Here is a 13456-nt window from a genome sequence, read left to right as displayed (position 1 = left end):
GGGCGGCCCGTGGGCCGCCCCTCCGCATCCCTCTCCCGAAAGGACACACCGTGACCACGACCGACATCATGACGATCGCCCTCAGACCTCGTGTCGAACGCCGCCCGATCCGGCGCATTCTCGCCCGGCCCGAGACGGGGGCCTTCGTTGCCGCCCTCGCCGTTCTGGTCTTCTTCTCGATCTACACGAACACCTTCCTGACCCTCCCCGGGGCGGGAGTGTGGCTCGAATCCGCCTCCACCTTCGGCATCATGGCGGTTGCCGTGGCCCTGCTGATGATCGGCGGCGAGTTCGACCTCTCCGCCGGCGTCATGACCGGTTTCACCGCCCTGATAGTGGGCATCCTGACCACCCAGTTCGGCCTGAACATCTGGGTCGCGGCCGTCATCTCGCTGATCGTCGCGCTCGCCATCGGCGCCCTGAACGGCTACGTGGTGATGCGCACCGGGCTGCCGAGCTTCATCGTCACCCTCGGCACCTTCTTCGTGCTGGCCGGGGCCGACCTCGCCGTGACGAAGCTCCTCACCGGCCAGGTCTCGATCCAGGGCATGGCGAAGGTTCCGAACTACGACTCGATCCAGCCCCTGTTCGGTTCGTCGATCACGATCGGCGGCGGGGTGTTCTACGTCTCCGTCGTCTGGTGGATCGTCGTCACGGCGATCGCCACCTGGGTGCTGCTGCGCACCCGCGCCGGCAACTGGATCTTCGCCGTGGGCGGCGCCCTGAACTCCTCGCGCCAGGTCGGTGTGCCGGTGATGAAGACCAAGATCGGTCTGTTCATGACCACCGCGGGTGCCGCTTGGCTGGTCGGGATGATCTCGCTGTTCCGCACCTCGACGGTGCAGGCGAACACGGGTGTCGGCCAGGAGTTCATCTACATCATCTGCGCGGTCGTCGGCGGCTGCCTGCTGACCGGCGGATACGGATCGGCGGTCGGCGCGGCACTCGGCGCGCTGATCTACGGAATGGTCTTCCAGGGCATCACTTTTGCGCAGTGGGACACGAACTGGCTCCGCACGGTGCTCGGCGCGATGCTGCTGCTCGCCGTCTTCCTCAACCATTGGGTTCGCAGACGAGCTTCAGGAGGAGCCCAGTGACCAGCACAGAACCGAAGACCCGGGTCACCATCCTCGAGGTCAACAACATCGGCAAGAGCTATGGGGCGGTCAACGCCCTCGCGGGCATCTCCACCGTCGTCAACGCAGGGCAGGTCACCTGCGTGCTCGGTGACAACGGGGCCGGCAAGTCCACGTTCATCAAGATCCTCGCCGGCGCTCACACGCCGAGCGAGGGGCAGCTGCTGCTCGACGGCGAGCCCGTCACCTTCTCGTCGCCGAGGGCGGCGCTCGACCGGGGTATCGCCACGGTGTACCAGGACCTCGCCGTGGTTCCCCTGATGCCGGTCTGGCGGAACTTCTTCCTGGGTTCCGAGCTGACCCGCGGCTCGGGTCCGTTCCGTCGCCTCGACGTGAAGGAGATGAAGCGGATCACCCTCACCGAGCTCCTCAACATGGGCATCGACCTCCGGGACGTGGATCAGCCGATCGGCACCCTCTCCGGCGGAGAGCGCCAGTGCGTGGCGATCGCCCGGGCGGTCTACTTCGGTGCGCGGGTGCTCATTCTCGACGAGCCGACCGCCGCACTCGGCGTCAAGCAGTCCGGAGTGGTGCTGCGCTACATCGCGAGGGCCCGCGACCGCGGGCTCGGGGTGGTTTTCATCACCCACAACCCGCACCACGCCTTCCCTGTCGGCGACCGGTTCCTGCTCCTGAACCGCGGCGAGAGCATCGGCGACTTCGAGAAGTCGAAGATCACGCTGGGGGAGCTGACCAGCCTGATGGCGGGCGGCGCGGAACTCGATTCGCTGACGCACGAACTCGAAGGGGAACTCGGGACGGACTCGCCCTTGGTGAAAGAGCTGGAAGCCGAGAACCGGCAGGCCGAATGACCCCGCGGCACAGCTGGCGGCGATCCTCCTCCGCGCTCATTCGCGGCGGATCGTCGCCAGCTGTCCGCCGGTGACGGCCAGCAGGTCCTCCGGCCGCACCTCGATGTCGAACCCCCGGCGTCCGCCCGAGACGAAGATCGTGTCGAACAGGATGGCGAGGTCATCCAGAACCGTCGGCAGCGGTGTCTTCTGGCCGAACGGGCTGATACCGCCCAGCACGTAGCCGCTCTTCCGCTCGGCGACAGCCGGTTCGGCCATCGCGCCACGTTTCGCGCCGATCGCGCCGGCCAGGGCCTTCAGATCGAGCTTCGAGGAGACGGAGACGATGCCGATCGCCAGCCCCCGGTCGGTGTCGACCATGAGGGTCTTGAAGACGCGCTCCGGGTCGAGGCCGAGGGCCGTTGCGGCTTCGGCGCCGAAGTCCGTGGTCGCAGCGTCGTGCTGGTAGGGGTGCGGGGTGAACGCGACCCCGGCTGCGGTGAGGGCGACTGTGGCGGCCGTCGTCGGGCCCTCGCTCGACCCCGATGATCGTGCCACGACAGGGAGCCCCGTACGCTCGGTCGCCGCTAGCCGCGAGCTTCGGTCGCTGCCGCAGGCGCCGGCGCAGTCGCAGTCGCCGATGCCGGCGCGTCGTCGGGGTCACTCAGGCCGAGAGCTGCCTGCAGGAAGACCGTGACGTCGCCGATCTCCTCCTGCGACACCCCGTGCAGGATGCCGGGGTAGAGGTTCGCCGTGAGGGTGGAGTGCCCAGGCAGCCACGCTTCGGTGCGCGCGACGGCCTCGGCGGTGATGATCGGGTCCGCGACATCCCGGCCCCAGAACACCGGGGGCCGCGTCACGGCCAACACCTGGTCGCCGGGCGCGTCGCCGGTGACGGTGAAGCCCGACAGGTTCACCGCAGCGGCGAACCGCGCGGGTGCCGTGCGCAGCAGGTGCACGGCCATGGCTCCGCCCTGCGAGAAGCCGAGGGTGGTGATGCTCGGCGCGGTCCCGTAGGCCGCTTCGACCCGGTCGAGCCACTCGAGAACGGATGCCGCGGCGTCGTCGAGTCCCGAAATCTGAGGGTTGCCCGGCTGGCCGATCGTGAACCACGCGAAACCGTCGACGATGGGCTGCGGCGCGACCAGCGGTGCACGCAGGGAGGCCGCGATCGTCCCCTCGGGAAGCAGCGGTGCGAGCGAGATCAGGTCGTTCTCGTGCGAGCCGTAGCCGTGCATGATGATGACGAGGGGGCTGGTCGGCAGGCGATCGGCCAGTTCGTCGGCCGGAACCGACCAGACGACCACGGCATCGTCGATGGCTGCGCGGAGGGGAGAGTCGGTCACGACCCCGAATCTACCAGCCGGCTCGCCCGACTACTCGCTGCGGTTGCGGCTCAGTTCGAAGATGCGCACCAGCTCGTCGATGGCCTTCTCGCGCCCGCGCAGTTGGCCCTCGACGATCTTGGTGCGCTGAAGCGCCCGCTTCTTGATGCTTCGATCACAGGTTCACCCTATTGGCCACCGCTGGGAGCTGCGGCCGGCGAGCCGCGTGCACGGTGTTCTGCGGGCGGCCCGCGCCCCGCGCCTCAGGTCTGGCAGCGCGGGCACCAGTACGTGTCGCGCAGCGAGAGTTCCGTGGCTCCGAGCTTGCCGTTCAGGATCGTCGTACCGCACCGCCGGCACGGCTGGCCTGCCCGGTTGTAGACCCAGACCTGCTTCCCCGGCCGGAGGTCGCCCGTGGTCGTGCGCTCCACGCGGTCGCGGTTGGCAAGAATGAGGCGGGATGCGAGCCCGACGACCGCGTCGAGCTTCGGCACCTCGCCGACGGGCCGTGTGGGCAGCACCCCGCGCAGGAAGCACAGCTCGTTGGCGTACACGTTTCCGAGCCCGGCGAGGTTCCGCTGGTCGAGCAGGGCGACGTCGATCTCGCGGGCAGGGTCGCTCGCGAGTCGTCGCTCGGCCTCAGCCGCATCCCATTCCGGCCCGAGCAGGTCGGGCCCGAGGTATCCGACGGCCTCGTCCTCGCGGTCCCGCGGCAGCACCTCGACGAGCCCGAGTTCGAAGCCGACGGCCGTCCATTCCGCGTTCGACAGGATCGCGCGCGCCTTCCACGCCGGCTTCCGCCAGCGGGTTCCCTGCCGGTAGAGGTGCCAGGTGCCTTCCATCTTCAGATGCGAGTGGATGCTGAACTCCCCGACCCGCATTAGCAGGTGCTTGCCGCGGCTCACCACGTCGTCCACGGTCTTGCCGGTCAGGTCGACGGTCGCGAACTTCGGAACGCGGATGTCGCAGCCGGTCAGCACCGTACCGGCGAGCACCGCGTTCAGATGCTCCGCCGTGCGGTAGACGGTGTCGCCCTCAGGCACTCCGCAACCTCAGCCCTCTGGGGGTGTTGCTGAATCCGGAGACCTCGAGCATCCGGCCCACTGATGTCCCCACCGAGAATTCGCCGTTGATCTTCTCGATCGTGAGCTTGTCGACCCGCCCCGACACCACCGTCTGGGCGAGTGAGTCGGCTGCCTCGATGAGCGCCTCCTCGTTCTCGATGAACGCCAGCACGGTCTTGCCTCCGCGTTCGACGTAGAGCGCCAGCTCCCCGTCGACGAGCACCACCAGTGCGCCGGCCTTCCGTCCCGGGCGGTGCCCTTCGCCCTGCGGCCAGGGCAGCGCTGCGCCGTACGGATTCGCGGGGTCGGTGGCGGCGAGTGTCAGCGCCCGTGTGCGTTCGCTCGCGCGGGCGGTCCGCCCTGCCTCGGACGCCATTGGCGCGCGCGGGTCGTGGCCGAGCATCCCGCCTCCTGTACCTCCGCTGCTCGCAGAAGCCGCGTCGCCGGACTCACCGCGCTGGTCGCGCAGGATGTCGGCCGAGAAGGCACGCAGTCGGTCGACGGTGCCTCCGGTTGCGAACTGCGAGGCGCCGAGGCCCTCGATGAAGTAGCCGCGCCGGCAGCGCCCGGTCTCCTCGAACTGGCTGAGAACGCGGTAGGTGAGCGCGAAGCCGCCGGGCTGGTGTTCGCTCATCACGGACCCTCGGGTGACCACGCCGTACCGGTCGAGCAGGAACTCGGCGGTCGCGTGGGCGCGCAGCGTCGCATCCCGCTCCGCTCGCGGAAGCATCGACCAGCGCCCACCGGCCGTCGGAGGCCCCACCCGGGTGGCCATCGTCGGTCGCGAGTACGCGCGCCCCCGGTACATGCGCGCCCGCGGTGCAGAGCGCTTGACGGTGTGCGCCGACGCGCCTCCGCCTGTGAGCGTGCGGAGCGGCGCGAGGGTGTCGTTCGTGATGCGGCCGGCCCAGACGAGATCCCACAATGCGGTCACGAGTTGCTCGTCGGTGAAGAATCCCGCGCCGGGCAGGGCGGCGGGCACCGGATGCACGGGGCTGGCGCCCACGGCCGCAGCCACGAGCTCGCCGCCGTCTGACCCACCAGCGCCGGTCCCACCTGACCCGATGCCCGACTTCGGCGTACGCCGCGGATTCTTCGGCCGGAGCGACTCCGCCAGGGCGCGCTGCGCGTCGGCGGCACTCTCGGCCGCCTCGACCCGCGCCTTCTCGGCCGCGCTGCCCAGCTCGTCGGCGACTGCGTCGGACAGGTTCCGGAAGAAGTACGCCCCGCCACCGGCCAGTGTCTTCAGCACGGCGGACTGCAGGTCGCTCGGCTCGAGTTCGGGCATCTCGGGCAGGGTGACGCGCACCGTGTCGGCCAGGTGCAGTGAAACCCAGCCGTCGCTGCCGGCCAAGGATCCGCTGCCCGACCAGACGATCTCGCCCGCCGCCGTCAGCTCATCGAGCATCGCGGGGCTGTAATCGCGCACGCGGGAGGGGAGCACGAGCGTCTCCCAGGCAGAGGCGGGCACGGGCACCCCAGCGAGCTGCTCGATGACGGTGAGAACGCCGTCCACCCCTCGGAGGTTTGCTCCGACGTGCTGCCAGACCGGCAGGAAACGGCCGAACGCCGCGGCATCGACAGGCTCGACCTCGTGCCGCAGGGCGGCGAGCGAACGACTGCGGAGTCGCCGCAGTACCTCGTTATCGCACCACTCGCTCGACGCGGCAGCGTGAGCGAACCGCGAGAACTCAGGCGTGAGCGGGATGACCTCCGCAGCCTCCCCGCGAGAGCCGACGCCTCCGGCAGCACGGCCGCCACCGTCGGCTCCGTCGACAACACCCGCGCCGACAACACCCGCACCGCCAGCCCCCCGCGCCCCCGGCACCCCGGTCGGCCGGAACTCACCCTCCACCACCCGCCGCGCCGCCTCGAGCCGCTTCAGCGTCTCGTGCACCACCGCCGACCCGAGACCGAGCCGCACGCCCACCTCCGGCGCCGTGAACGGCCCGTGCGTGCGCGCGTATCGCCCGACCAGGTCGCCGAGCGGATCTTCCACCGGCTCGATGAACGCGTCGGGCACACCGAACGGAATCGGCACGCCGAGGGCATCCCGCAGCCGGCTCGCGTCTTCGATGGCCGCGAACCGGGCGTCACCCGCGATCGTCACCGCCAGCACCCGCCGGGCGTCGAGCAGCGCGGCCACATGCAGAGAGGCGGAGTCCCCGTCGGTCAATCGCTCAGCGAGTTCGTCGATGCTGAGTGGCCCGAGCATCCGCACCAGGTCGGCGACCCCTTCGACACCCGTCGCCTGCCGCCCCGAAGCGACCCGCTGCAGTTCGCGCTCGGTCTGCTCGATGACGCCGGGGTCGAGCAGCTCGCGGAGCTCCGCACGCCCCAGCAGTTCGGCCAGCAGTGTCGGGTCGAGCGACAGCGCTGCGGCCCGGCGCTCGGCCAGGGGGCTGTCGCCCTCGTATACGAACGAGGCCACATATCCGAACAGCAGCGACCGTGCGAACGGCGACGGCTCGGGCGTCTCTGTCTCGATGATGCGGATGCGCCGGCTCTCGATCTCCCTGGCCAGCGCCTTCAGCGAGGGCAGGTCGTAGACGTCTTGCAGGCACTCACGAACGGTCTCGAGGATGATCGGGAACGTCGGATACCGCCGGGCGACCTCCAGCAGCGCCGCCGACCGCTGCCGCTGCTGCCAGAGCGGCGACCGCTTGCCGGGGTTCTGCCGGGGCAGCAGCAGCGCCCGCGCCGCGCTCTCCCGGAACCTCGACGCGAACAGTGCCGACCCTCCCACCTCGGTGGTCACGAGCAGTTCGAACTCGTCGGCATCGAACACGAACAGGTCGGCGCCGGGCGGCTCGCTCTCGGTGTCGGGCAGTCGCACCACGATGCCGTCGTCGCTCGCCACGACCCCGCCGTCGACCCCGAACCGCTCGCGGATGCGCGCCCCGATGGCCAACGCCCACGGCGAATGCACCTGCATCCCGTAGGGGGAGTGCAGGATGACGCGCCAGTCCCCGAGCTCATCACGGAACCGCTCGACCACGAGCGTCTGGTCGCTCGGCACGTGCCCGGTCGACTCGCGCTGTTCGGCGACGAACGTCACGAGGTTCGTCGCCGCGTTCTCGTCGAGGCCGGCCGAGCGGGCCAGCTCCAGGGCGCGCGCCTCGGTGGCTCCGCCCACAGCCCGTGTGAACGCCCCGATCGCGCGGCCGAGCTCAGCGGGTCGCCCGAGCCCGTCTCCGCGCCAGAACGGAAGCCGGCCCGGCTCGCCGAACGCCGGAGTCACGCGCACCTGGTCGTGCGTGATCTCCTGGATGCGCCAGCTCGTCGCCCCCAGGGCGAACACGTCGCCGACGCGCGACTCGTAGACCATCTCCTCGTCGAGTTCACCGACACGCGACGCCTTCTCGCCGACCATGAACACGCCGAACAGGCCGCGGTCGGGAATCGTTCCGCCGCTGGTGACGGCGAGCCGCTGGGCGCCCGGCCGGCCGGTGATCGTTCCGGCGTCGCGATCCCACACGATGCGCGGGCGGAGCTCGGCGAACTCGTCGGAGGGATAGCGCCCGGCCAGCAGGTCGAGCGTGGCCTCGTAGGCCGAACGGGGGAGCGCATTGAACGGAGCGCTCCGCTTGACCTGGTCGAACCACTCCTCGACGTCGATCGACTCGAGCGCGCACGCAGCCACCGTCTGCTGGGCGAGGATGTCGAGGGGGTTCTTCGGAACGCTGAGCGTCTCGATGAGCCCCTTCGTCATGCGGTCGGCCGCGACGGCCGAGTGGATGAGGTCGGCCCTGTGCTTCGGGTAGATGACCCCGCGCGAGACCTCCCCGACCTGGTGCCCGGCCCGCCCGACACGCTGCAGTCCGCTCGCCACCGACGGCGGGGACTCGACCTGCACCACGAGGTCGACCGCGCCCATGTCGATGCCGAGTTCGAGGCTCGACGTCGCAACCACACAGCGGAGCCGCCCACTCTTCAGGTCGTCCTCGATGATCGCCCGCTGCTCCTTGCTCACCGAGCCGTGGTGCGCGCGGGCGAGCAGCGGCAGGGCGCCGCCAGTCTGGCCGCTCTGCGCCATCACCTGGGCGGGCGGTTGCACCGGACGCTGGGCGGTGGATGTCGCCTCCGAACCCGCGCCCTCGACACGCTGCACGAACCCGTCGTCGTCGACGTCGAGACCCTGACGCTCGGCGTAGATCTCGTTCAGTCGTGCTGTCAGTCGCTCGGCGAGTCTTCGGGAGTTCGCGAACACGATCGACGAGCGGTGCTTCAGCACCCTGTCGACGATGCTCTCCTCGACGTGCGGCCAGATCGAGCCCTGCTGAGGTGTCGCGGCTGCGGCGGAACCCTCGAGCGCCGGGGCGGCACCGAGGTCGCTCATGTCCTCGACCGGCACCACGACCCGCAGGTCGAACTTCTTCGTCGAGACAGGCGCGACGATCGTCACCGGCACTCCGCCGGCCAGGAACCTCGCCACCTCCTCCGGCGGGCGAACAGTGGCGGACAGACCGATGCGCTGCGCCGGGCGCTCCAGCAGGGCATCCAACCGCTCGAGGCTCACGGCGAGGTGCGCGCCGCGCTTCGTGGCGGCGACCGCATGCACTTCGTCGATGATCACCGTCTGCACATCCGACAGCGTCTCCCGGGCCGCAGACGTGAGCATCAGGAAGAGCGACTCGGGCGTGGTGATCAGGATGTCGGGCGGATTCTTGATCATGGTGCGACGGTCACTCGCTGTCGTGTCGCCCGAACGCACCCCCACGGTCACGGCCGGCGGCGTCGTACCGAGGCGTTTCGCGGTCTGCGTGACGCCCACGAGCGGGGCGCGGAGGTTCCGCTCTACGTCGACGGCGAGGGCCTTCAGCGGCGAGATGTAGAGCACGCGGGTGCCGACGGGTGTCTCTTTCGCGACCGCCGGAGTTGCCCCGCCGCTGGTCGGCGTGGCGGATCGCGCACGCGATCGGCGAGCCGCCGCATCCGGGGCCGCCGGAGCGGTCGCCGCAGACTTCACCGGCTCGACGATCAGCCGGTCGATCGCCCAGAGGAAGGCCGCCAGCGTCTTGCCCGACCCGGTGGGCGCCACCACGAGGGCGTGCGCACCCTCCGACACGGCCTGCCAGGCCCCGATCTGCGCCTCCGTCGGCGCGGCGAAGGCGCCGGCGAACCACTCGCGGGTCGCGGGCGAGAACCGTGCGAGCACGCTGGATTCCGCCTCGCCACGTGCCGCTGTTCCCGTCTGCTTCTTCACCCCTCCATCCTCCCCGATACCACTGACACTCGCCCCGTTCGGCCTCAAGTGAGCGGCAACCCTTGCGGGATGGGTGAGAATGAAGCATGAGCGTTCGCACCCCTGACCCGAACTCCGGCTGGTTGAGTGACCAGGAGCTTGAAGAGATCAGACGGCGGTTGCCGTTGCTCTACGTCGAAGCGGTTCCCGTGCGGGTCGACGGTCTCGGGCAGGTCACCGAGGTGGGCGTGCTGCTGCGTGTCTCCTCGAGCGGCAACATGACACGGACGATCGTCTCGGGCCGCGTGATGTACGGCGAGACCCTGCGCGACGCCCTGTTCCGCCACCTCGAGAAGGACCTCGGGCCGATGGCGTTCCCGCAGCTGCCCACCAGCCCGATCCCGTTCTCGGTGGCCGAATACTTTCCGATGCCGGGTGTCAGTGCCTTCACGGATGATCGCCAGCACGCGGTCTCGCTGGCCTACGTCATCCCGGTCACCGGTACCTGCGACCCTCGCCAGGATGCCCTCGAACTCACGTGGATGACGCCCGAGGAGGCGTCGAGCGACGCTGTGCACGCAGAGATGGAAGGCGGCCGGGGCGCCCTGCTGCGCGCGGCGCTCGCGTCGGTGGGCCGGCTGGCCTGACGGTTGCGCGCGCCGGCACCTGCCCTCGCCGGCAGAGCCCGCGCTCCTGCGCCTGCGCTCGCCAGCAGTACCTGCGCTCCTGCGCCTGCGCTCGCCAGCAGTACCTGCGCTCCTGCGCCTGCGCTCGTCGGCCGCGCGCCGGCGCCCCTGCCCTCGCCGGCGCCGGCGCCCTCGCCCTGGCTAGTCGAGCAGCGCGACCGTCCGCAGGAACAGTTCGACGTAGCGTTCCGCGTCCACCTCGAGGGCGACATCCGTGAGCCCGACGGCCGAGTGCAGCCCGTGCATCCGGTCCTCTCCCGGAAACTGGCGCCGGTCGACGACCGTCTGGCCGCGGCTCGCTCCGGCGAGCTCGACGAAGACCGGCAGCCGTTCGATCCGCAGGGCACCGGGATCCACGAGAGCGCACACCGCGCCCGCGTCGCCGATCAGCCCGGTGTAGACGGGTTGCTTGCCGGGCCCCATGCCGATGCGGTGCGAGAGCAGCGCCCCCGCCAGCCGCTCGGCCCGCTTCCCGCTTGTCTGCAAGGCCTCGGTCGTCTCGAGCGGAACAGCCACCCGGTTGAACACGTCGAGACCGTACATGAACGTCTGGATGCCCGAGTCGAGCACGATCGCGGCCGCCTCGGGGTCGTGCCACACGTTGAACTCCGCGGTGGGCGTGGCGTTCCCGACGCTGGCGGATCCGCCCATGAACAGGATCCGCTCGATCCTCTCCGCGACCTCCGGATGCGTACGGAGCAACAGCGCGAGGTTCGTCTGCGGCGCGAGAGCGATGATCGTCACGGGCTCGGAGCTCGCGAGCAGTTGCTCACGCAGCATCGCGACGGAACCCTGGGCCACCGCCCTGCGGGTCGTCGGAGGCAACTCGATGCCGCCGAGCCCGTCTGAGCCGTGCACGTGCGAGGCATCCCGGGCCGGCGCCAGGAGGGGGCGCGTCGCTCCCGCGGCAACCGGGATGTCGCCGGCCCCGGCCGCGTCGAGGACCTTCAGCGTGTTCTCCACGACCTGCGGCAGGGCTGCGTTGCCCGCCACGCAACTCACCCCCAGCAGATCGATCGCGGGGTGGGCGACGGCGAACAGGATCGCCATCGCGTCGTCCACCCCCGTGTCGACGTCGAGCAGCACCTTCGTGGTCTCCATCCCCCCAAATTACCCCACCCCCATCCACCCTCTCGCGCCCTGCACGGCAAAGGGACCCATATCGTCCCAACGCCGGAGCGTTCGAACGATATGGGTCCCTTCGCTGACATGTAGACCCTGCGAGTGGCCCGGGGTAGGGGGGATGAGGAGGGGGCTAGCCCTGAGCGCGGCGCGGAGCCGAACGCTGCGGGCGCGGAGCCGTCTGCGATCCGCCGGCACTCGACCACACCGTGGTCGAACCGCCCTGGCCACCGCGACCGCCGCCGCCCTGGCCGCCGCCGCGACGGGCGCCGCCACCGGCACCGCCCGCTCCGCCCGCGCCGCCCGAACCGGCACCACCGCGGCGCGGACGGTCGGAACCGGCCCCCGCCCCGGCACCGGCCGCAGCGCCGTCACGCAGACCGCGCTTCCGCTGGGCGTTCGCTCCCTGCGAACCGCCGCCGTCACGCGAGCCGCCACCCTGGCCGCCGCGTCCACCGCGACCGCCACCGTTGCCACCGTTGCCGCCGCGCGAGCCACCACCCTGGCCGCCGGAACGGCCACCCCCGGTGAGCGTAACGGGGGCCTCCGACGGCTTGACGTACGCAGCCACCTCGCCGACGAGCTCGTCGACAGAGGGCGAGTCGAGACCGACGCGCTCGACGGCAACGGAGATCGCGGCCTTCCGCATGAGCTGGTCGAGGTCCTTCCGCTGGGCGGGCAGGATGATCGTCACGACGTCACCCGCGCTGCCGGCCCGAGCCGTGCGGCCCGAACGGTGCAGGTACGCCTTGTGCTCGGCCGGCGGGTCGACGTGGATCACGAGTTCGATGTCGTCGACGTGCACACCGCGGGCCGCGACATCCGTCGCCACCAGAACGCTCACGTCACCGGCGCTGAACGCGGCGAGGTTGCGGTCACGGGCCACCTGCGACAGGTTTCCGTGCAGGTCGACGGCCGGGATGCCCGCGTCGATCAACTGGCGTGCCAGCTTCTTGGCGTGGTGCTTCGTGCGCATGAAGAGGATGCGGCGGCCGGTACCCGAGGCGAGCTTCCGAACGAGAGCGGTCTTCGCTTCGGCGTCGTGCACCTCGAACACGTGGTGGGTCATGGCCGCGACGGGGGAGTTGGCTTCATCCACCGAGTGCAGAACCTCGTTATGGAGGAACCGGTTCACGATCTTGTCCACACCGTTGTCGAGCGTGGCCGAGAAGAGCAGGCGCTGGCCGTGCTCGGGCGTCTTCGACATGATGCGGGTCACGACGGGCAGGAAGCCCAGGTCAGCCATGTGGTCGGCCTCGTCGAGCACTGTGATCTCCACTGCGTCGAGCGACACGAAGCCCTGCTTCATGAGGTCTTCGAGGCGGCCGGGGCACGCCACGACGACATCGACGCCGGCCTTCAGCGCGGTGACCTGGCGGCCCTGCGAGACGCCACCGAAGATGGTGGTCGACTTCAGTCCGTAGGCGTCGGCGAGCGGCTGCAGCACGGCCGAGATCTGGGTGGCGAGCTCACGGGTCGGTGCGAGGATCAGCCCGACCGGGTGTCCCGGGCGACGCTTGCCACCGGCCAGCGCGCCGGCGAGGCGGGCGACCATCGGGATCGAGAATGCGAGTGTCTTGCCCGAGCCCGTCTTGCCGCGACCGAGCACGTCGCGCCCGTTCAGGGTGTCGGGAAGGGTGTCGACCTGGATCGGGAACGGGCTGGTGATGCCCTCGGCCGTCAGCTTGGCGACGATCGGGGCGGGAACGCCGAGGGTGCTGAACGAAGGGCCGGTGGCTTCGGATGCCGCGGCCGCGGTGGTGGGAGGAGCAATGGTCATGGGGGTTTCGGTGCCTTCCAGGCATCGGTTCCGCCGGAGAACTGCGCGTGCCGGGCACGTTCTGGTGCCTGGCGGAGTGCGTCTGCGCGATCTCATTCCGGCTCACGTGGCCTCAGCTCTGGGCTGGGCGCACGATTGCGGCCGGACTTCGGTGGAAGTGTGGCGAAGGTGCCGGTGGGCACATCCGTTCGCCGTGAGAATTCATCGCCGTGACGAATGCCTTCTGGGGGCCATTCCGTGACGGAGAGGTGCGTTCTACGACGCAGGGAGCGCGCGATTGCGCTCGCAAGTGGTTCCAGTCTAGCGCATTGGACCCGTGGCGCGCTTCCGCGCACACCGGGCGCCCAGGTCGGGCCGCTGCCTCCAG

Annotated in this window: 9 protein-coding genes; 3 read left to right on the top strand and 6 right to left on the bottom strand. The window is 70.3% G+C overall.

Going from position 1 to position 13456, the window contains the following annotated elements; translation table 11 throughout:
- Window positions 1–50 precede the first annotated feature (50 nt).
- Together B7R22_RS12780 and B7R22_RS12775 are read left to right on the top strand one after the other, a co-directional pair.
- Window positions 51–1097: an ABC transporter permease gene (locus B7R22_RS12780; protein ID WP_116412085.1), complete on the top strand. Its 1047-nt coding sequence runs from the start codon at window positions 51–53 to the stop codon at window positions 1095–1097.
- The gene (locus tag B7R22_RS12775) at window positions 1094–1948 is read left to right on the top strand and encodes an ATP-binding cassette domain-containing protein (RefSeq protein ID WP_253259064.1); all 855 of its coding nucleotides are present in this window, start codon (window positions 1094–1096) and stop codon (window positions 1946–1948) included. Before B7R22_RS12780 ends, B7R22_RS12775 begins: the two co-directional genes overlap by 4 nt.
- 36 nt (window positions 1949–1984) lie before the next feature.
- Here the strand turns inward: B7R22_RS12775 and ybaK are convergent, their stop codons facing one another.
- The 4 genes from ybaK to B7R22_RS12755 form a co-directional block, all read right to left on the bottom strand.
- Entirely contained in the window at window positions 1985–2485 is a 501-nt protein-coding gene (ybaK, locus tag B7R22_RS12770) for a Cys-tRNA(Pro) deacylase (protein WP_116412083.1), read from the bottom strand.
- 29 nt (window positions 2486–2514) lie between these two features.
- Window positions 2515–3273 carry an alpha/beta hydrolase gene (locus tag B7R22_RS12765; protein ID WP_216363447.1) on the bottom strand — a complete coding sequence of 253 codons (759 nt, stop codon included), beginning with the start codon at window positions 3271–3273 and terminating at the stop codon, window positions 2515–2517.
- Between the two features lie 242 nt (window positions 3274–3515).
- Window positions 3516–4295: a DNA-formamidopyrimidine glycosylase family protein gene (locus B7R22_RS12760; protein WP_116412082.1), complete on the bottom strand. Its 780-nt coding sequence runs from the start codon at window positions 4293–4295 to the stop codon at window positions 3516–3518.
- On the bottom strand, window positions 4288–9522 hold the full coding sequence (locus B7R22_RS12755; protein ID WP_116412081.1) for an ATP-dependent helicase: 5235 nt from the start codon (window positions 9520–9522) through the stop codon (window positions 4288–4290). The genes B7R22_RS12760 and B7R22_RS12755 overlap by 8 nt, the downstream gene beginning before the upstream one ends.
- 86 nt (window positions 9523–9608) lie before the next feature.
- Between B7R22_RS12755 and B7R22_RS12750 the strand changes: the two genes are divergently transcribed.
- Window positions 9609–10148, top strand: a complete 540-nt coding sequence (locus tag B7R22_RS12750) for an NUDIX hydrolase family protein (RefSeq protein WP_116283920.1) — start codon at window positions 9609–9611, stop codon at window positions 10146–10148.
- Between the two features lie 180 nt (window positions 10149–10328).
- On the opposite strand, the gene B7R22_RS12745 is transcribed toward B7R22_RS12750, so the two are convergent.
- Together B7R22_RS12745 and B7R22_RS12740 are read right to left on the bottom strand one after the other, a co-directional pair.
- Window positions 10329–11288 (bottom strand): nucleoside hydrolase, encoded by a 960-nt coding sequence (locus B7R22_RS12745; RefSeq protein WP_116412080.1) that lies wholly within the window; start codon window positions 11286–11288, stop codon window positions 10329–10331.
- A 154-nt stretch (window positions 11289–11442) separates the two neighbouring features.
- Window positions 11443–13089, bottom strand: a complete 1647-nt coding sequence (locus B7R22_RS12740; protein WP_116412079.1) for a DEAD/DEAH box helicase — start codon at window positions 13087–13089, stop codon at window positions 11443–11445.
- Window positions 13090–13456: the final 367 nt, after the last annotated feature.

Origin of the sequence: Subtercola boreus (assembly GCF_003399635.1) — a bacterium.
GTDB classification, from domain to species: Bacteria; Actinomycetota; Actinomycetes; order Actinomycetales; family Microbacteriaceae; genus Subtercola; species Subtercola boreus_B.
Note: the sequence above shows the minus strand (reverse complement) of the source record. Positions and strands in the feature narration are given on the sequence as shown.